The following is an 18,538-nucleotide window of genomic DNA, read 5'->3' on the forward strand; positions in this document are numbered from 1 at the left end:
CCTTTGGACACTATTTTCTCGCTTTGATTCAGCCCATCTGCTAGCCATCCTTCAAGAAATTCTCACCTAAGTCGGGTCAAGCTCTTGACGAACAGGCCTTTTTAAGGTAGAATAGTAAGAGTTGTGGCGGTATAGCCAAGTGGTAAGGCACGGCTCTGCAAAAGCTTGATCGTCGGTTCAAATCCGTCTACCGCCTTTTTTATCGGTTTAAATCCGACTTTATACTAACCAAGAGGCTGGGACAAAAGTCCTAGCCTCTCAATTGTCTTTGGATTATCGAGCAAGACGCAGTGGTTGAGTGGGCTCTATTACGCTGATTTCATCAGCTTTTACAGCCCTACTCAACTGTGCGGAGGTGGGACAACGAAATCGAACTCTAACGAATTACCGATTTCTGTCCCACTCTCTTTTTGTTTGTCTTTTTTACGTCATTGGTCAAGTTTAATGAATTGCAAAGATGCCAGAAGCACCAGTCTTTATCTAAGATCTCAGCGTTGCTAACAAAAAAGAAGCGGAAAATGCTTTCCGACTCCTTTTCATGCATTCAAAAATTATAATTCAGCAATTTGGCTGAGGTTGACTTCGGCAACCGTGTCATTTCCAAACATAGAGATAATCATCTTGACCTTATTATTGTCAATTTCCGTGATTTTACCAGTATAGTTAGCGAAGGCACCGTCAATGATGCGAACTGTATCGCCTACTTTGACATTCAAGTCAAATTCTTGAACCGTTTGTCCCATAGAAATGAGGATGTTACGGATTTCTTCCTCCAAGAGCGGAGTTGGTTTCGAACGGTTTCCGTGTGAGCCCACAAATCCAGTTACGTTTGGTGTATTCCGCACGACAAACCAAGCTTCGTCCGTCATGACCATCTCAACCAATACATAACCTGGGAAGCGGTTTTCTTCGACTTCCTTGCTCTTGCCGTTTTTCTCAACTTGCACGGTCTGAGTCGGAATTTCCACGCGCAGGATATTTTCCAGCATATTATAGGTCTGAGCACGTTGCAAGAGATTTTCCTTTACCTTATTTTCATAGCCTGAATAGGTTTGCAATACAAACCAGCCTTTATCAAAACTGTCCATGTTTTGTCCTTTCCTAAATAAAAAAGCCTAGGGCTTCTGCTTGATATCTAGCCTTATTATACCATAAAATCTAAAATTACAAAGCATTTTGGTAAATATTTTACAGACAAATGAGAGTGGGACAGAAATCGGTAATTCGTTAGAATTTGATTTCGTCGTCCCACCTCCGCACAGTTGAGTAGGGCTGTAAAAGCTGATGAAATCAGCCTAGTAGAGCCCACTCAACCACTGCGTCTTGCTCGACAATACATAGATAATTGAGAGGCTAGGACTTTTGTCCCAGCCTCATCTTTCTTATGAAAACATATTGATTATGCGGAAGAGACCGCTAGCAACTACCTTATCAAAAATGTAGATTAGCACAACAAAGAATGCTGTGTATTCCATTACGGAAAGGAAATCAGTCCATCTTTCTTTACGGGTAGGCCAAGTTGTATCTCTCAATAATCCAAAAACATCTTTAATGAATCTCACAACTGTCTCCTATCTGGTTTCTTTATGCAGAGTATATTTACTGCAGTGTTTACAATATTTATTTACTTCTAGACGCGTAGGTTTTGGAGTGCTACTGAGTTTGATTGAGTAGTTTCGCGACCCACAAACTGTACACGCTAGACTCGCTTTTTTTAATGCCATGACGCCTCCATTCCTCTTATTATAGCAGTTTTCTGCTTCTTTGACAAGCTGTTTAGCAGATTATTGGAACCAGCCGGTGACAGTGTCCCAGAGATTTTTGGCTTTTTCAGTAATACCAGACTCATCGATAGCCTTCTTAGCATCATCTACCAGGTTTTGCGCTCTTTCTTGGACTTCTTTTAGGAAGTCTTTATTTTCGCTAGTCGTATTCGTTTCTCCAGTACCGTAGGTATCGACTGGGGAAATGCCGTTCTCAGCATAAGCATTTTTCTGACCTGAGAAGGACGTTCCTTCCGTATAAGGCAGGATGGTGTTAGCTACATTGCGGAAAATGGCCGAAGCTTCATTGGCACTGGTTCCAGTCAGATAGTGAGTTTCATCCGTCTTAGGGAAGCCCAGCCATTGGCTGATCACTAGGTCTGGTGTGTAGCCGATGACCCACTGATCTCCTGACAAGTCAGGGTTAAAGTCAGTCTCTGTCGTTCCTGTCTTTCCTGCCATGGTATAGCCATAAGGAGCCGCATAGATTCCCGTTCCGTTTGAGAAAGTTCCCAGCATCATGCTGGTCATCTTTTCTGTGGTTGAGCGATTGAGAACGCGGGTAGAAGTCTGCCGGTGGGTTTTGACAACCTGACCACTAGCATTTTCTATCTTGGTGATAAGATGGGCATCATTCATAACTCCATCATTCGCAAAAACTGAATAGGCTTGAGCCATCTGAAGTGGATTGGTCGTCACGCCGCTTCCCAGAGCTACACCTAGATTCTGTTCTACCTTGTCCATATTAAGCCCAAACTTTTTGCCGTACTCAAAGGCCTTGCTCACGCCTAATTCATCCACTGTTGAAACCGCGGGAATATTGAGGGATTCAGCCAAGGCTTGATACATTGGAACCGTCGGTGAACTTTGGATATTGCCATAGTTATTAACTTTATAATCACCAAAAACTGTCCGACTATTGTCCAGTTCCTTATCCGTTGACCAACCGGCTGCTATTGCTGGGCTGTAGGCCACCAAAGGCTTGATGGTCGATCCTGGACTACGAGCAGACTGAGTCGCGTAGTTGAAAGTCCGAAAAGCAGAGCCATCAGCGCTGTTGACACGGCCAACCAAAGCCCGAACACCACCCGTCTTAGGATCCAGCGCCACGCTTCCGGACTCGGCCCGCGTCCCGTCTTCAGCCAGTGGGAAGAGATCGACATTGCTATAAATAACCTGCATGCTAGCTTGGTAATTTTGATCCAATTCGGTGTAAATCCGATAACCGTTGTTGACGATTTCTTCTTCCGTCAGACCGTAATCATTGATCGCTTCATTGATAACCGCATCAAAATAAGATGGGTAGCGATAGTCTTCTGACTTGCCTTCATAGGCATCGACTAGCTGGCCTCCAATGCCAACTGTCGCAGCCTGATCCGCCGTTGCCTGATCAATGTAACCTGCCGCTACCATATTTTGAAGAACGGTGTCACGACGGTTGGTCGCATTTTCGACTGAATACAGGGGATTATATAGCTCTGGTCCTTTGAGCATACCAGCTAGAACCGCTGATTGATCCAAGCTGAGCTGGCTGGCAGATACACCAAAATATTTCTTGCTGGCATCTTCCACGCCCCAAACTCCATTCCCAAAATAGGAGTTATTGAGGTACATGGTCAGGATTTCCTGTTTGCTGTATTTTTTGTTAATTTCCAAAGCTAGGAAAAATTCCTTGGCCTTACGCTCAATAGTCTGATCCTGAGAGAGATAGGCATTCTTGGCCAACTGCTGCGTGATAGTCGAGCCACCACCCGAACGCCCCGCAGTCAAAATGGCCAGAAAGAAGCGACTGTAGTTAATCCCGCCATTCTTATAAAAAGAACGGTCTTCTGTCGCAATAACGGCGTTCTGTAAGTCCTGACTAATCGCGTCTAATTCGACATAAGTTCCCTTTTGCCCAGACAAGCTACCCGCTTCGTTTCCATCCTTATCATAGATCAAAGTCGTAGCTTTCAGAGCATTCTGCAAATCTTTGACATTAGTCGTCTTGGCTACATAAAAAAGATAGCCACCGACCACCAGACCAAAGGTCAAGCCGAGAATCAAGAATATCTTGGTCAGATGGAACCTGCGCCAAAAGCGGCGGAAGGGATGTTGAGACAGGGGCTTCTTCCGATTCTTACCAGAGCGGCTATAGCTAGGCTCAGGCGTCTCGCCCTCCAGCTCCTCAGCAACCTTCTTCTCAGGCTGATCCGTTTTAAACATATTGACTAATTTTTCAAATATCTCATTTAATTTCTTCATAAAACATATTTTATCACCTTATCCATGCAGACACAAGGCGCGACTCCGCTACTTTCTATTTCTTTTAGCTTTCTTTAAGGAAATAGCAGAGCTGCTTTCCTTTTTACAGCTAAGCATTTCCAAATAGGCTAGTTTTTGCTACAATGAAAACATGAAATTTACCATTACCATCCCCGCAAGCCTACCTTCAATGACCGTCAAAGAATTACTAGAGGACCAACTGCTCATTCCTCGCAAGATTCGGCACTTTCTCCGAACTAAGAAACACATCTTAGTCAACGGAGAATCCATCCACTGGCAGAACTTGGTCAAGTCTGGCGACAGCATTCAACTGACCTTTGACAAAGAGGACTATCCAGAAAAAGAACTCCCTGCTGGCCAACCTCATCTGGTCGAGGAGCTTTATCAGGACGAGCATCTCATCATCGTCAATAAGCCCCACGGTATGAAAAGTCACGCCAATGAGCCAACAGAAATAGCTCTGCTCAATCATGTGTCAAGCTATGTCGGCCAGACCTGCTATGTCGTTCACCGTCTGGACAAAGAAACCAGTGGTGCTATCCTGTTTGCCAAAAATCCTTTTGTCCTCCCCATTCTCAACCGCCTCTTGGAAAAAAAAGAAATCGCCCGCGAATATTGGGCCCTTGCCCAAGGGAAATTTCCCAGCAAGACCGTCGTTTACAAAGATAAAATTGGACGCGACCGCCATGACCGACGGAAACGTCTCGTTGATCCGAAAAAGGGTCTCTACGCTGAAACTCATGTGACCCGACTCAAGGAGTTTGACAAGGCAACCTTGGTCAAATGCCAATTGAAAACAGGACGGACTCACCAAATTCGTGTCCATCTCGCTCATAATGGTCATCCCATCATTGGTGACCCTCTCTACCACCCCCAACCTCAAGGCCGTCTCATGCTCCATGCTCATCGTCTGACATTCACCCATCCGTTCTCCCTAGAAACCATCAGCGTGGAAGCACCGTCAGAAAGTTTTGAAGCAGAACTCAAACAGCACAGAAGTAAGTCTAGGAATGGATAGCTTACCTGATTGCCGAGTCTCCAAGGCTAGCACTCCAGACACTCAACTAGCTCTCCCTCTAGAAAAATTAAATTTTCCCCAAAAAGACGATTCCCCACCGGACATCGTCTTTCTTCTTGTCCTCTAACTCGCACCTAACTAGTCCAGATACACACAATCTGCCATCAGACCTTGATAGTCGTCTGACTTTTACCAAATTGATTTTCAGTCAATGCGTGATTATTAACGCTGACTGGAACAAACTCCATCTAGCTTTGGATTAATATCTTAGCAAATAAAAATCACAAAGTCACAAGAAAAGAGGGTGGGACAGAAATCGGTAATTCGTTAGAATTCGATTTCGTCGTCCCACCTCCGCACAGTTGAGTAGGGCTGTAAAAGCTGATGAAATCAGCCTAGTAGAGCCCACTCAACCACTGCGTCTTGCTCGACAATCCAAAGACAATTGAGAGGCTAGGACTTTTGTCCCAGCCTCTTTTGATTATTGATTTTTAAAGCGTTCTACATCACGCGCAATGACTAAACTCTTCATCTGTCGGGATAACTAGAACTCTGACTTTTAGCAGCTTCTGTTGAGATGTCTCCTGTTGCAACCAAAGAAATTCTTCTCTGGATCGACATCGCAGCCAAACCAAGAAATGCCTTCAATGACCATCTTACGAATCGTTACAGAGTTTTCACCGATACCAGCTGTAAAGATAATAGCATCTGCTCCGTTTAAGACAGCTAAATACTGACCAATGTATTTTTGAATGCGATCTACAAAGATTTCGTTAGCCAACAATGCCTTTTCATCACCCGCACGCATAGCTGTATGGATGTCCCGCATATCGCTTGAGCTTTCAGAAATCCCCAAAAGTCCAGACTCACGGTTCAGAATTCGACTGATATCCTCTGGTGTGTTAAAGTCATCTGTATGCTGCATCAAGTAAGGAATAATCGCTGGGTCAATATCACCCGTACGTGTTCCCATCATCACTCCACCAAGAGGCGTGAAGCCCATAGAAGTATCAACAGACTGGCCACCTTTAACTGCTGTAATAGAAGCACCGTTTCCGATGTGGCAAGTGATGAGTTTCAATTCTTCAATTGGTTTACCCAAAAGTTTTGCAGCCTCGTGGGCTACATACTCATGGCTAGTCCCGTGCGCTCCGTATTTACGAACCTTATTTTCAGTGTAATACTTGGTTGGCAATGGATAGCGATAAGCCTTTTCTGGCATAGTTGTGTGGAAAGATGTGTCAAAAACAGCCACACTGGTAATGTTTGGAAGAATTTCCTTGAAAGCACGGATACCGTCAGCATTGGCAGGATTGTGCAAAGGAGCCAATAGAGACAACTCTTCAATCTTCTCCAAGACATCGTCCGTCACAAGAGCAGATTCTTTGAAATACTCGCCCCCAGCTACGACACGGTGCCCAACACCTGTGATTTCATCGTAAGATTGAATAATTTCAAACCGTTTCAAATCGTCCAATAAAATCTTAACAGCCTGAGTGTGGTCAGCAATATCTAAGGTTTGGCGTTCAGAACGATCATTAAATTTAACCGTGGAAATTGAGTCCTTGAGACCGATCCGCTCAATCAAACCTTTAGCCAGCACTTTTTCCTCTGGCATTGAATAAAGTTGCCATTTTACACTCGAACTTCCAGCATTAATAGAAATAGTTTTTGACATCTCGTCACCTCTTTAAGCGTTTTCAAATTATTATATCAGAAATTTGTTCGAATTTCACTAACTTTGACCCAGTTTTGAAAACTTTCACGAAACTTCAAGATTTCATCCTGACTTTGCAGGTCCTGCAAAGGGTAGATAAAAGGCTGGATGTCTGATTCGCCTTGTTTCCTTAAGACAAATAGTGTCTTGGCACTCTGACGGCTTGCGAAAATCTTCTCTGGCAGGGAAATCATTGCCAAGAGCTGGGCGCTAGAAAGCAACCATTTTTTCAGCAGGTGACTCTGAGGGCTTGTCAGCAGATTATTTGGTGCAAGAAAGATAGCATAGCCTCCCGGTTTCAAATATTTTAGCGACTGCTCCATCAAGAGATGATGGGCGTAGGTATGCTCATCTGGGCTAGCAACCTCATAGCGAGCAGCTACTGCATCATCGGGATAATAACCCACTGGTAAATCACTGACAATCAAGTCGCTTTCTTTCAGAACCTGAGGCCGCACCGCATCTCCTTGAGCAAAGTGTGCCTTGGAATTCATGACTTCAGCAATACTGGCAGATAAATCAATCAGTAAGTCGTCAATTTCTAGGCCTAGATAATCCATATTTTTTTGTGTGTGGTTGAGCAGAGTCTCCGCCAAATTACCTGTTCCACTGCCGATCTCCAGCAAATCAACTCTCTCGTCTTGTGCCAACTGGTCAATCAAAAAACTCAGCAAGAAGCCGACCGAATCAGGTGTGAACTGATGATTGGCTTGAAGCGGCTCTGTCTGAGAAGCCTTCATAAAAATAAACTGATAAGCCCGCCGCCACTCTTCCTTGGTCAAATGCAGGGCACGAAGCTTGTCATTGTTTTTCAGAATTTCTTGTAAGTCCGTATCTCCATCCAGATAAATCCCATTTTGCTCAATCAAAGCATCATAAAAATTAGTTCCCAGCGCATTTTGGATATTTTGCACGTTTTCTAAAAGCAGGTGAAAAGCTCGTTCTATTTTTTCAAATTTCATGGCATCCTCCGTTGTCTTATGATACCAAAAAGAAGCCCTCTTTCCAAGGGCTATCGGATTACAAATCTTTTACATTTATATTAGTTGCTTCTCTTGTCAGTTGAAGGAGAGGGCTCTTTACTTTCTTTAGCATTTTTGGAGTCTTTGCCATCTTTTGCATCTTTAGCCTTCTTTTCTGGCTCCTTTTTACTCTCAAAATAGAAAGAATAGCTCTTCTGATTGGCGAGTTGGCTGCTAACTTCCAGTATATTTCCCTGCCTGCGATAATGGGTGCTCCCTTTGTCAAAGGTTAATTGTCCACTCTCCTCTGTGACAGTCTCCTTGGTCAAAACAGCCAAGGCATAGGCTTCTGCCCGCTCCCGATTAGCTTGAAAGAGGCGCTGATTGGTCACCTGCCGATTCAGATAAAACTGCAAGAGCAAGCTGAAGACCGCTGCCATGAAGAGGGCGTAGAGCAAGATGCCTGCCTTAACTTTTATCTTGGACACGATAAATGTACTCTCTTTCTAAATCATTTTCAAACTGGAAACGAAAGCGGACAAGATTCCCCTTTTGAGTAATCGGAGCAGCCTTGAGCCCATAAACCATGGGCTGATAGCCACGTCCCGAAGCATCCGTCTTGCGGAAATCATCACTCCTAGATTTTCCTAAAGCTATATTTTTGCCATCCTGTTTGACGTAGATTTTGTCGTTTTCGACCCTGTCAAATTGGCTGCGCGATAGCTCTGTCTCTAACTGATCGACAAATAAGAGCCATTCCTGCTGCTTATTTTCCTGTTGCTGTCGCAGTTCAAAAGCCAGAAGCTTGGTCAGCGACTGAAAGACTAGCATACTACCACTCAAGACCAGCAGAGCAACTAGCGTTTCTAAAAGTGTAAAAGCTTTGATTTTAACGTTTTTTAACACTGAGCACCTTCTCCTCTTGGTGGTAGACGGTTAATTGCTGGTCGGTCTTGACTTGACGGACTGTGATGCCGTTGACCGTTAGATTTTCCTGCCCCGTCTGCATGGCCATCCGAGCAACACGCAGCACTTCCTCCTCCTGCAATAAACGAGTCTGTTCCTGCCGCGACTGACTAATCTGGCCAAGCAGGAGGCTGGCAATAGCTGCAAAAACCGCCATTGCCACCAGAGCCTCCAGCAAAATGCTAGCCTTCATTCGTCGTCTTTTTAAATTTTCCGTTGCCAATATAAAGCTGGTAAACAACCCTTTTATCCTCCGTTTGAAAAACAATCTTGCTGAGCGAAGAATTCCCGCCAGCCTGATCAAACTGAATGGTCTGAGGAGCATGCTCCTGCAAGGTCTTGGGAAACTCCACCTGCTGGTAGCCATTGGAAATCTTACGCTCCGAAATGGTCAGCTTTATCTTTTCATGCCCAGCCAGACTCAGCTTTTGACTCTCCTGATAAAGATGCTCAAATTCCAGGAAAAATAATTGCTCCTGCACTTGATTGAAACCAGCCTGAACAGAGCCAGATAGACCTAATAAAATGAAGCTGACCACAAATAGAGCCAGGAGACTTTCCAGCAGCGTAAAAGCCTTAATCCGCAACTGCACGAGCTTCACTACTGTTTTTTCCATAGTAAGCCTTATAGGATGCCACCTGCTTATCGGTAATCCGACCATCAGCAACCAATTTTCCTAGAGTAGCTTTTTCATTAACATTCTTCAATTCATAAAGCTCAGCCTGACTTTCTACCACCTTGACTACGGCCGCATTGCCGCTTTCTGAGATAGTATCCTTTTGCTTAGTCAAATTCGGAACAAACAAGAGCATCAAGACGCTGATGATTAACAGGACAACTAACATTTCCACCAGAGTGAAGGCTTTAACCTTCAAAGCTTTTAATTTTTTCATAATTGAATCTCCATATTCTGATAAATTGGCAGCAACATGGCTGCATAAAGTAAAACGATCACGAGGGCGACAAAGACAAAGACGAGAGGCTGAATCAAATTCATGGCACGATTGATTCTCAGGAAAAACTCTTCCCAAGTCTTTTCGGCATATAGCTCCAATTCGTCGCCCAACTTGGACTTGACCTCGCCGTATTCAATGATTAAGGCCAACTCTTTCTTAAAGAAGGGATAGGTCCCGACCTTCTCGGCATAACCCTGACCTGCACCTAGAGCCGCCTCCAAGTCTCGCCCCAGCTCCTGAAAGAGCTGAGACGGCTGGTCCTGCATGATGAGAAAAATCTGACTCAATTCCAGCCCTTGCCCAATCATATTGCCCCATTCACGCGCATAGTAGGCTGTCAGATAGGCCCGCACTAAGGTGCCAACAAAAGGAAACTTGGCCAAACAACTGAAAAATCCCATCTTAGAGCTCTTGCGATAATAGAACCAGCCACTGCAAATCAGCAAGCCCAGCACCAGAACACCTCCCAAAAAGATTTGCGGTAGATAATGAATGAACTGAGTGGCCATATTTTGACTATCCAGCTGAGGCAGAAGGTAGTTGCGCAAGCCCAGCATAATTAGCACCAAAAACCCAAGCAGCATCAAGGGATAAGTCCCCACCTCAACCAATTTCTTACGGACTTTCGAAAGATTTTCTAAATAATCTTCGATTTTACCCAAACTAAGATTTAGATTTCCATGCAGCTCTGATAAAGACAGCTGGGTGACCACATTATCTGAAAAGCCCAAACGCTTCATAATCTGCGAAAACGACTGGCCAGCAGCCAAACCCGAACGCATTTCTGAGACATAAATTTCTTCTAAAAGGGCACTTCGGCGCAGGAAGTCGACAATCTCCGCCAAATGAAAACCACTGGTAAAGAGATTACGAAACAGCTCGATAATCTTCTTTTGCTTAGGCGTAGATAATTTTTTCCGCCTGCCTTTGATCAGCTGTGATATGTCCATCTGCAAAAAGCTGGTCAATCTGCTGGTTCCAGAGACTGGCTTCGTGCTTTTGATAGTCTTGGTTGACAAAGTCGATCACACCTCCTCCCCCGATTAAGCGCTGATAACAAACGCCCTGTAACACCATGCGCAGCTCGTCCTCACTGACACCCAGCTCCAGCAGGCGCTCATACACTCCGCGAATGCTCTTGGCATGGATAGTTGAAAAGACTGTGGCGCCTGTCAAACTAGCCCTTACCACCGCACGAGCCGTTTCTTGGTCGCGGATTTCACCGATAATCAAGAGATCTGGTCGGTGACGTAGAGATAGCTTGATGAGGCTGTCGTAGGTCATGCCGATGGTTTCATTCAGTTGAAGCTGGAGCATGTTTTCCTGCTTGATTTCAACAGGGTCTTCGATAGACATGACCTGTTGCTGCCCAAATCTCATCTGAGCCAGCTGGTGCATCAGCGTCGTCTTTCCACTGCCAACTGGCCCTGAAAACAGATAAAGGCCGCGAGAATTTACTTTTTTACGAAGATCAGGCAGATTGTCAAACCAGAAACGCAACTCACGCTCCTCATCGTGTAAGAGCCGAATCACCAGACTCTCATAGCCACGGTAATCGCCGACAGTTGATAGACGAAGCGAGACCGTCACATCTCCACAATCATAATCGCAGGAGCCTAGCTGGCTGCGCCTCTTCTCTCCAACATTCATGCCCGAGACAAACTTAAAATGGCTGATGACTGACGACAGTAAATCAAAATCATAGGTCTGAATAAAACGCCGCTCATCCCCCACCCGCATATAAAGCTCATAGCAGGAACTCTTGGGAATCAGATAGATATCTTGGGCCGCTTCCTGCCTGGCCAATTGAATCATTTCCTTTGCAATTTTTTGAACCATAAGTCCTCCTCACCTTACTATTCGCACAAAAAGAGAAAAAATAAAAAAGAATGAAGAAATTTTCTCCATTCTTTGACTTTTATCCTACCTAGCCCGCACTTTTATTTTGCAAATACGGTGTTTTTCAGTGGCATTTTGCTTGCGGTAGCCTGGACGATACTTGGTCTTGGGGATCTTGCGTTCATTTTCTAACAAAAGCAGGGAGTGGTATTGCTGAATCTCTTCATTGCACTCCTCACACCAACGTTGATCGGTCGGATCCCAGAAAATCGTCATCAGATCACTGCGGCTTTTATAAAGTGGCGACGCCTCAGACATCTCTAGCCAGCGGTTCTTATAGTATTTGAGGGCGGTATAATAATCATCGAAATACCTTTTCTCAATGATATCCTCCTCCCAACCGTCTAAAAACCACCAGGGCTCATAATCGCCATACATTTCTATTACGCTGTACATACCTGTCCCCTTTTGTATCCTATATTATATATAAATCTCTTTGATAATGAAACTATTTTGCTCGTGGGCCCTATAATAGTTCGTTTCTCATCAAAGAAAAGTAAAGAAACAAAAGGGAGTGTCCTTTTTTGTGCTTATTTCCAATTCAGATGCACATGCTCTTTCATTTCCTTATAGGCTGTATCAATCCGATCTTTGGTCGCCTGATCCAGCTGATTGCGATATTTTCCACCCTCGATGAAATCTTCTAAGATAAGAGTTTGATAAGTGTAAAGCGGGTAACCCTCTGGTGAGTAAGTTCCCTTTTCCACACGGCTAACCCAGCTTGGATGCGCCTGAGCTGTCTTGATAATGGTCCCCTTGTCCGTCTTTTCAATGGTAACATCCATCAAGACACCACGCTCGGTCCACTCAGCCGTATCCACACCAGCCATGGTTTCAATCCGCTGGTTAGAGATAAAATTCCCCATAGAGTAGATAATCAACTTCTTCTGACCATCTTTTTCAAGGACTTCTGAAGGCTGCACCACGTGCGGATGCCCACCAAAAATGATATCTGCTCCCCAGTCCACCATCTTGTGATAGAGCTCGACCTGCTCCTCATTTGGCTCCAGCTGGTATTCGACCCCTGTCTGCGGCATGACTACTGTAATGTCCGCTTCTTTCTCCGCCTGCTCAATCTCCGCCTTCATCTTCTCTTCATCAAAGGTAGACAGGTGATGATCAACCTCCTCCTGGCTGAGATTGGACTCCAAGCCATTAAAACCATAGGAGTAAGCCAGAATAGCAATCTTGATGCCTTTTACATCTTTGATCAGGATAGGCGATTTATCCCTGTTTTTGTGAGTATAGACACCGACTGGGCTAATTCCGTGATCTTCAAAGGCTTTGGCAGTCGTAAAGACTCCCTCAAGCCCTGAGTCTAGAATGTGATTATGGGCCAGATCCACTACTTGGTAGCCAGCATCTTTGATGGCGGGCACAACAGCCTCTGGAGCATTGAAAAGCGGATAGCCTCCCAAAGGATAGTCCGAGCGAATGGTTCCTTCAAAATCCCCCAAGACCAAGTCACCTTGCTGGAGCCAGTCCTTGACATAGGTGAAATTTTCCGAAAAATCATAGCTACCATCGGCTTTTTGAGCGCTCATATAAAGCCCATCATGATATAAAAGGTCGCCATTAGCCATAATGCGCACCCTTTTCGAGTCATCCTTCTTTCCTGCTACCGAGGAGGACTTGGGAGCATCTTTAGCAACATTCCTACCGCTTCCCTTAGGAATCCCCATGATGCTTTGGAAGAATAAAATTGCTGCCGCTGATACAAATACCGCTCCCAACAGGGCAAGGATAAAAGCACGGTTACTTCCTGCTGCTTGTCGCTTGATTTCAGATCTTTTCTCCATTTTGCCAACCTCCATATTACTTATATTTTATCATAAATTATCCTCCCAAGGGAATAAAAAAGAGTCTGGGACAAAAGTCCTAGCCTCTCAATTGTCTTTGGATTGTCGAGCAAGACGCAGTGGTTGAGTGGGCTCTACTAAGCTGATTACATCAGCTTTTACAGCCCTACTCAACTGTGCGGAGGTGGGACGACGAAATCGAATTCTAACGAATTACCGATTTCTGCCCCACTCTCTAAATATCAAGTCGAGCTCAGCATCAAGGACTGCAAATACCAGCGATAAGCTGCCCGATAATGATAGGCATTAAAGAACTTCATCTCCCCGATACCGTAGCGCATCAGATAGTAAATCAGATAACGCAGATGCAGACTTTCCCACTCCATACTAGCCTTTTGACAATGAGCATACTCAGCCTCAAGCTCCCCATAGTAATCTCTGAATTGATTATATATTTCTTGAATTTCCATTATAACTCCAATCTTTTTGCTTTTATACTAGTTTAACGCAAAAAGGAGAGGATTAGGGGCAAGAATCGTATCCTGTCTCATTTAAGAGCCAAAAGGTAGGGTAGAGCGCTAAAAAATGACATTTCAGGGAATATTTATGACATTTGGGAGAAATCTGCAACAAACAAAACTATCTACAAATTCTCAATATTATCTGGTAGTGATACGGATATCAATATTTGTTTTACACTTTTAATATCCTTTAATTTCAGTAATATATACACTATATAAACAATCAAATATGCAAGGAATCCTGTATGTATAGGTAGAAACCAACTAATAGTAATAAAGAGTAAAGTCATTAGTATCTCAAATCCAATATCTGTAAGAATATCTATACTAATTCGTCTTGATAAACACATTTCAGCTATAATACTACGTAACGCTAGTAATACTACTATAGAAAGAACCGTTAAAGTAAGATTTTTCATCCAAAGCGCTGTGAACACTGTTGAAACAAAACTACAGCACATAACAAATAAGTTTACTAAAAAAATTGTTTTTTCCATTCGCAACGCTTTCAGATATGTATTAATTAGCAAGGCCATTTTCCCCTCATAAACCGACATTGGAAAAATTAAAGCCATAAAAATAAGTGAATCATTATATACAGGTAGCCAATTATTTAATATCATTCGCAATGGATAGAAAAATAAAAGAATAGCAAAAAGTAATGGCATCAAAATGTTACGCAGACTTGCATAAATTTTAGGAAGATTGTCCGGATTTGTTCGTTTGAGTAAAGGAAAAATAACTAAACCAACCGCATTTATAAAGGTCATCATTAGGTTGGAAATACTGAGTGTTAAAGATACTTTCCCAAATGTTGCTATGTCCCAGATTTTTTGGATTCCCATGCGCACAATACCAATAATAAGCATACTCGCAATGTTTGATACCATTAAATTAATTCCAACACTAATATTTAAGAAAACTTCTTTTAAATCTAATTTAAATTTGGAAAAAGGCGATAAAGCAATATCCCGACAAAGATACAGAGCATAGCCCAATGAAACTATGCGACCAATAAGATCTGCATATACCATTACACGAAAATCTCTTGAACCTAAAACTACAAAGGAGATTAATAAAACCAGATATAATAGTCGATCCCCGCTAATAATGTAAGAACTTTCTTTAAGTCTGTTTGTCATTTGTAAAATGTATATAAAAAGAAAACGAATGTTAGTAAACAACATAGTTAAGGTTAACAAAGTATAAACAAACTTCAAAGAGGATTCTCTTATAAATATTGGGATTCCTATAAGCAAAAGAGCACCTAGTAAGGTAAGATACAGCATTAGCAAGATAAACTGAGAAAAAAAAGTATCTTTTTCCAGCTCATTGTAATCTAATCCACCATATCGTAAATATATTCCATCAATCCACCCCAGATGTAGGAAGCCTACATAAGATAAATAAAAAAGATACAATTGCCAATAGCCATATTCTTCTACCCCCATCACTTTAGGTAAAATTAGCACTACTATAGAAGACACCAACACAGTCAACAAGTTTGAACCAATAACATAAGAAAAGTTTGTTAAAATTGCTTTTATTTTTGTTGGCATTATTTCCTCCAGATTATAAACATTGTGATTTCATACTACTAATTAATCTCCGATACATGTCTGCGAGGCCAACTTCTGCTTTCCAGCCTAAACTCTCTAACTTAGATGTATCTAAGCGAATCTTCATCACAGGGTTGTAACCTATCTGTTCTGGATTTTCTACAATATCAAAAATTAATTTTGCCTTGTTCTGCCTATCTAACTCTAGTACCAACTCTGCCATATTCCTAATAGAAATCGCAGTCGTTTTATTAGCTACATTATAGGCCTCTCCAGATATCCCTTTTAGTAAAATATAAAACAGAGCATTTACAGCATCCATTGTATAACAATAACTACGTACGGTTTCCCCTAAGGTTCTGAGAACAATATCTTTACCCTCAATGACAGAGCGTGCAAACTGAGCAAATACTCGATTATCTAGATAGGATACTCCTGGTCCAAACGTTTGAGTTAATCTAGCAACACGGATAGGGACTTGATATTGCTTCAAATACGCAACACATAGACACTCTGCCATCCTCTTACTTTCAGAATAACTACTACGTACACTCATAGAGTCAAGGTAACCACTATCCGTTTCTAAAATAGTGTCTAAGTCAGGATCTGTAATACCATATACTTCTAAAGAAGAGAGATATAGAAATCCCTTTATCGGATGTTTACGTGCAAGTTCCAACATATTTTCCGTGCCAGTCATTGCTGTTCGAATTGTATCTACTGGAGTTGTTACAAAAGAAGCTGAGTCAGTCACACTCGCACCATGAATAATATAGTCAATTGGTTCATCAATATTAATTTCAGATAAAATATCTGCTTCAAGAAGAACTAAAGAAGAGTTCTCTAAGAGATCGGAAAACTGCTTGTAAGCCTTTTGTATATTTCTAACTACTGCTAAAACTCTTATTTGAACATTCTTTTGACGATTTACTTCTAGTAATGTTCGAACAATCTGATTACCGAGTAAACCAGTTGCACCTGTGATTAAAAAGGTTTCTTTATTCAACATCTCTAAAATAGAACTACTACTTACGAGGTGTTTAATATCTTCATCTATAATACTATTCTTCATATTTACCTAATTTATCCAAAAATTTGTTGATTTTCTCTTGCTTCATAAATTGCTCTAAAAATATAAAAATCAGACGGGGTTGTAATTTTTATATTCTCACTTCCACCCATTACCGTGTGTAATGATAAACCAAAGTGACGCGCCAAAGTTGCGGAATCTGTCATATCAAACAATCCTTTATCTTGTGCTTTTAGATGCAAATCATAGATTTTATTTAAAGGAAAAGTCTGTGGTGCAACTGCTGTCTGACAAGAAGTACGATCAATCACGTTTTTAATTATATTTTCATCATCTACTTGGATTACAGTTTCAATTACTGGTTTCACTGTAATAGCAGTTCCAAAAGTTTTAACTGTTGAAATATTTTTATTAATTAATTCTTGATCAATCAATGGACGCACACCATCATGAATTAGTACATAATCATCCTCTTTTTGATGTGTTTTTCGCAAGGCTGCTAGCCCATTGAAGATGGACATTTGTCCCGTTTCTCCTCCAGAAACGATATCTTTGACCTTTTTTATATGGAACTTTATCAACAAATCTTTCAAATAATCTATCCACCCATCTACACAGACTACAACAATATCTTCAATTTGAGGATTTTTTTCAAAATGCTCCAATGTATGAATAATAATAGGTTTACCATGCAGTTCTAAAAATTGTTTGGGTAAAGTTTTGGTATTCATACGAGTACCTGTTCCACCAGCGAATATCAAACCTGAAATAGTCATATTTAAATCTTCCTTTCTCTGATTTTAAATTTTACTCTACTCATCAACTTAATGAAGGAATAGATAATTAAAGCATAAATAATCCGATTAATATGAGTTGTCAATAATGACAGTAAAGTTTCTTGAAAAAATGAAATGACTAACGGATAGGCAAAGAGTGCAAAGATAATGACTTTCACGGGTGTGAACAATTTCCTCTTTATAGAATAATAAAAACTACCAAAGAAAAACCCATATAAAAGCTGTATAATTAGGATAGAAAAATAACCAAAATCTTTAATAAAATAATAATAAGTAGTGTAAACATTTGTTTTGTCACCATTAAAATTTACAACAGGTAAAAATGGGGTTAAATTATGGTGAGATAATCCTAATGATTTTAAAGTTCCATAAACGGAAATTAACGTATTCTCCCCAAATATTTGATTTTTCCCATATAAATAAGAATTTTTCAAAAAATAATCAAAGGCTTGGATGGGAGAACCCATATATTTAATAAGATTATCTAAAAAACCTAGTCTCGATTGATTATCTATACGATTTAAAACAAAAGCACCAACTACTACAAACAATAAAATAAAAACTAAACCGATAGTCAATAATGTTCTAAATAATTTTTTGCTATAATATATATCATTCCAAGAGTAATATTTTGAATAAAATAGAATATAAAGCACGGCATAGCCTGAAATAAGTCCTAACATTTCAGTTCTACCAGTCGACAAAAGAGAAATTCCCAAAGCTATCAAGCTTATTAATAATAATTTCCCTCTATAAATAATAGTATCCTTTCCTGAAAAAAGCGATTCACAGAAAAAGTAGAAGAAAACAATTCCTACTGAGAAGTTTATTCGTAATAGATTTAAACTTAAACGGCTCATGGAAAAGTCATAATTTGTCGTCATGTGTCGAGCCAACTCAATGGTTTTAAAAGGACTACTAAGCACTTGTTTACTCTGAGTAGCTAAATAAACCAATTCCATATAAATTGTTTTCACTGCAAATATAAAAAATAAAATCACTATAAGAATACAGATGGTATTCACTCGACTACGTGTTAATTTTTTAGAGGGATTAACCTCTGAAATTAATCCTGATGACAGTAACACTCCTATTAAAAAACTAGTATTACCAATAAGAATTATAATGATTGTTATTAAAGAAAGATCTTCTCCCCATTTTAAAGAGTAAAGTGCAGTTGAAATACTCGCTATCAACCAAACTGCTAAATATATAAATCCTGGGTTAGCATAGTCTTTTTTGGCCATCCTTATTGCAAACATGGTCAAGAAAAGGCTTCCTAAAA

Annotated in this window: 20 protein-coding genes, 1 tRNA gene and 1 pseudogene; 2 read left to right on the plus strand and 20 right to left on the minus strand. The window is 41.3% G+C overall.

Features of this window, described 5'->3' with window-relative positions; translation table 11 throughout:
• The first annotated feature begins 125 nt into the window (after window positions 1-125).
• Window positions 126-196 (plus strand) — tRNA-Cys (locus tag I872_RS09680).
• Between the two features lie 355 nt (window positions 197-551).
• Here the strand turns inward: I872_RS09680 and nusG are convergent.
• From nusG to pbp2a, 4 genes are all read right to left on the minus strand, one after another.
• The gene (gene nusG / locus I872_RS09685; RefSeq protein WP_015605908.1) at window positions 552-1,088 is read right to left on the minus strand and encodes a transcription termination/antitermination protein NusG; all 537 of its coding nucleotides are present in this window, start codon (window positions 1,086-1,088) and stop codon (window positions 552-554) included.
• 294 nt (window positions 1,089-1,382) lie between these two features.
• Complete coding sequence (gene secE, locus I872_RS09690; protein ID WP_015605909.1) at window positions 1,383-1,562, minus strand: preprotein translocase subunit SecE; 180 nt, start codon at window positions 1,560-1,562, stop codon at window positions 1,383-1,385.
• A gap of 9 nt (window positions 1,563-1,571) precedes the next feature.
• Window positions 1,572-1,724, minus strand: a complete 153-nt coding sequence (gene rpmG, locus I872_RS11195; RefSeq protein WP_015605910.1) for a 50S ribosomal protein L33 — start codon at window positions 1,722-1,724, stop codon at window positions 1,572-1,574.
• A gap of 60 nt (window positions 1,725-1,784) precedes the next feature.
• Window positions 1,785-4,007: a penicillin-binding protein PBP2A gene (pbp2a, locus tag I872_RS09695; RefSeq protein WP_015605911.1), complete on the minus strand. Its 2,223-nt coding sequence runs from the start codon at window positions 4,005-4,007 to the stop codon at window positions 1,785-1,787.
• Between the two features lie 151 nt (window positions 4,008-4,158).
• Between pbp2a and I872_RS09700 the strand changes: the two genes are divergently transcribed.
• Window positions 4,159-5,046 carry an RluA family pseudouridine synthase gene (locus I872_RS09700; RefSeq protein ID WP_041826841.1) on the plus strand — a complete coding sequence of 296 codons (888 nt, stop codon included), beginning with the start codon at window positions 4,159-4,161 and terminating at the stop codon, window positions 5,044-5,046.
• A 481-nt stretch (window positions 5,047-5,527) separates the two neighbouring features.
• Here the strand turns inward: I872_RS09700 and I872_RS09705 are convergent.
• From I872_RS09705 to I872_RS09780, 16 genes and pseudogenes are all read right to left on the minus strand, one after another.
• A pseudogene (locus I872_RS09705) lies at window positions 5,528-6,724 on the minus strand (acetate kinase).
• Window positions 6,725-6,759: 35 nt separating this feature from the next.
• Window positions 6,760-7,725: a class I SAM-dependent methyltransferase gene (locus tag I872_RS09710; RefSeq protein WP_015605914.1), complete on the minus strand. Its 966-nt coding sequence runs from the start codon at window positions 7,723-7,725 to the stop codon at window positions 6,760-6,762.
• 80 nt (window positions 7,726-7,805) lie between these two features.
• The gene (gene comGG, locus I872_RS09715; protein WP_015605915.1) at window positions 7,806-8,213 is read right to left on the minus strand and encodes a competence type IV pilus minor pilin ComGG; all 408 of its coding nucleotides are present in this window, start codon (window positions 8,211-8,213) and stop codon (window positions 7,806-7,808) included.
• Window positions 8,194-8,631, minus strand: coding sequence for a competence type IV pilus minor pilin ComGF (gene comGF, locus I872_RS09720; protein ID WP_015605916.1), 438 nt, complete (start codon window positions 8,629-8,631; stop codon window positions 8,194-8,196). The genes comGG and comGF overlap by 20 nt, the downstream gene beginning before the upstream one ends.
• Entirely contained in the window at window positions 8,615-8,884 is a 270-nt protein-coding gene (comGE, locus tag I872_RS09725) for a competence type IV pilus minor pilin ComGE (RefSeq protein ID WP_015605917.1), read from the minus strand. Before comGE ends, comGF begins: the two co-directional genes overlap by 17 nt.
• A complete protein-coding gene (comGD, locus tag I872_RS09730; protein WP_041826842.1) occupies window positions 8,874-9,308 on the minus strand; it encodes a competence type IV pilus minor pilin ComGD in 435 nt (144 codons plus the stop codon). Before comGD ends, comGE begins: the two co-directional genes overlap by 11 nt.
• On the minus strand, window positions 9,268-9,585 hold the full coding sequence (comGC, locus tag I872_RS09735; RefSeq protein ID WP_015605919.1) for a competence type IV pilus major pilin ComGC: 318 nt from the start codon (window positions 9,583-9,585) through the stop codon (window positions 9,268-9,270). The genes comGD and comGC overlap by 41 nt, the downstream gene beginning before the upstream one ends.
• A complete protein-coding gene (comGB, locus tag I872_RS09740; RefSeq protein WP_015605920.1) occupies window positions 9,582-10,598 on the minus strand; it encodes a competence type IV pilus assembly protein ComGB in 1,017 nt (338 codons plus the stop codon). The genes comGC and comGB overlap by 4 nt, the downstream gene beginning before the upstream one ends.
• Window positions 10,546-11,487 (minus strand): competence type IV pilus ATPase ComGA, encoded by a 942-nt coding sequence (gene comGA / locus I872_RS09745; RefSeq protein ID WP_015605921.1) that lies wholly within the window; start codon window positions 11,485-11,487, stop codon window positions 10,546-10,548. Before comGA ends, comGB begins: the two co-directional genes overlap by 53 nt.
• 84 nt (window positions 11,488-11,571) lie before the next feature.
• On the minus strand, window positions 11,572-11,943 hold the full coding sequence (locus I872_RS09750) for a DUF1033 family protein (RefSeq protein ID WP_015605922.1): 372 nt from the start codon (window positions 11,941-11,943) through the stop codon (window positions 11,572-11,574).
• 134 nt (window positions 11,944-12,077) lie between these two features.
• Entirely contained in the window at window positions 12,078-13,346 is a 1,269-nt protein-coding gene (locus I872_RS09755; protein ID WP_041826843.1) for a CapA family protein, read from the minus strand.
• A gap of 242 nt (window positions 13,347-13,588) precedes the next feature.
• On the minus strand, window positions 13,589-13,816 hold the full coding sequence (comW, locus tag I872_RS09760) for a sigma(X)-activator ComW (RefSeq protein ID WP_015605924.1): 228 nt from the start codon (window positions 13,814-13,816) through the stop codon (window positions 13,589-13,591).
• 173 nt (window positions 13,817-13,989) lie between these two features.
• Window positions 13,990-15,426 (minus strand): MATE family efflux transporter, encoded by a 1,437-nt coding sequence (locus tag I872_RS09765; protein ID WP_015605925.1) that lies wholly within the window; start codon window positions 15,424-15,426, stop codon window positions 13,990-13,992.
• A gap of 13 nt (window positions 15,427-15,439) precedes the next feature.
• On the minus strand, window positions 15,440-16,498 hold the full coding sequence (locus tag I872_RS09770) for an NAD-dependent epimerase/dehydratase family protein (RefSeq protein ID WP_015605926.1): 1,059 nt from the start codon (window positions 16,496-16,498) through the stop codon (window positions 15,440-15,442).
• 11 nt (window positions 16,499-16,509) lie between these two features.
• The gene (locus I872_RS09775) at window positions 16,510-17,232 is read right to left on the minus strand and encodes an IspD/TarI family cytidylyltransferase (RefSeq protein ID WP_015605927.1); all 723 of its coding nucleotides are present in this window, start codon (window positions 17,230-17,232) and stop codon (window positions 16,510-16,512) included.
• A 2-nt stretch (window positions 17,233-17,234) separates the two neighbouring features.
• A complete protein-coding gene (locus tag I872_RS09780; protein WP_015605928.1) occupies window positions 17,235-18,515 on the minus strand; it encodes an O-antigen polymerase in 1,281 nt (426 codons plus the stop codon).
• Window positions 18,516-18,538 lie beyond the last annotated feature (23 nt).

This window comes from Streptococcus cristatus AS 1.3089 (assembly GCF_000385925.1).
Lineage (GTDB): Bacteria > Bacillota > Bacilli > Lactobacillales > Streptococcaceae > Streptococcus > Streptococcus cristatus_B.

What these genes read in the sequence shown, in the direction of transcription:
- I872_RS09755 (WP_041826843.1), bottom strand. Translation starts at nt 13,346, where the DNA reads ATGGAGAAAAGATCTGAAATCAAGCGACAAGCAGCAGGAAGTAACCGT.
- nusG (WP_015605908.1), bottom strand. Translation starts at nt 1,088, where the DNA reads ATGGACAGTTTTGATAAAGGCTGGTTTGTATTGCAAACCTATTCAGGC.
- I872_RS09765 (WP_015605925.1), bottom strand. Translation starts at nt 15,426, where the DNA reads ATGCCAACAAAAATAAAAGCAATTTTAACAAACTTTTCTTATGTTATT.
- comGD (WP_041826842.1), bottom strand. Translation starts at nt 9,308, where the DNA reads ATGGAAAAAACAGTAGTGAAGCTCGTGCAGTTGCGGATTAAGGCTTTT.
- comGE (WP_015605917.1), bottom strand. Translation starts at nt 8,884, where the DNA reads ATGAAGGCTAGCATTTTGCTGGAGGCTCTGGTGGCAATGGCGGTTTTT.
- pbp2a (WP_015605911.1), bottom strand. Translation starts at nt 4,007, where the DNA reads ATGAAGAAATTAAATGAGATATTTGAAAAATTAGTCAATATGTTTAAA.
- I872_RS09780 (WP_015605928.1), bottom strand. Translation starts at nt 18,515, where the DNA reads ATGTTTGCAATAAGGATGGCCAAAAAAGACTATGCTAACCCAGGATTT.
- I872_RS09770 (WP_015605926.1), bottom strand. Translation starts at nt 16,498, where the DNA reads ATGAAGAATAGTATTATAGATGAAGATATTAAACACCTCGTAAGTAGT.
- I872_RS09775 (WP_015605927.1), bottom strand. Translation starts at nt 17,232, where the DNA reads ATGACTATTTCAGGTTTGATATTCGCTGGTGGAACAGGTACTCGTATG.
- rpmG (WP_015605910.1), bottom strand. Translation starts at nt 1,724, where the DNA reads ATGGCATTAAAAAAAGCGAGTCTAGCGTGTACAGTTTGTGGGTCGCGA.
- comW (WP_015605924.1), bottom strand. Translation starts at nt 13,816, where the DNA reads ATGGAAATTCAAGAAATATATAATCAATTCAGAGATTACTATGGGGAG.
- I872_RS09750 (WP_015605922.1), bottom strand. Translation starts at nt 11,943, where the DNA reads ATGTACAGCGTAATAGAAATGTATGGCGATTATGAGCCCTGGTGGTTT.
- comGC (WP_015605919.1), bottom strand. Translation starts at nt 9,585, where the DNA reads ATGAAAAAATTAAAAGCTTTGAAGGTTAAAGCCTTCACTCTGGTGGAA.
- I872_RS09710 (WP_015605914.1), bottom strand. Translation starts at nt 7,725, where the DNA reads ATGAAATTTGAAAAAATAGAACGAGCTTTTCACCTGCTTTTAGAAAAC.
- comGA (WP_015605921.1), bottom strand. Translation starts at nt 11,487, where the DNA reads ATGGTTCAAAAAATTGCAAAGGAAATGATTCAATTGGCCAGGCAGGAA.
- I872_RS09700 (WP_041826841.1), top strand. Translation starts at nt 4,159, where the DNA reads ATGAAATTTACCATTACCATCCCCGCAAGCCTACCTTCAATGACCGTC.
- comGB (WP_015605920.1), bottom strand. Translation starts at nt 10,598, where the DNA reads ATGGACATATCACAGCTGATCAAAGGCAGGCGGAAAAAATTATCTACG.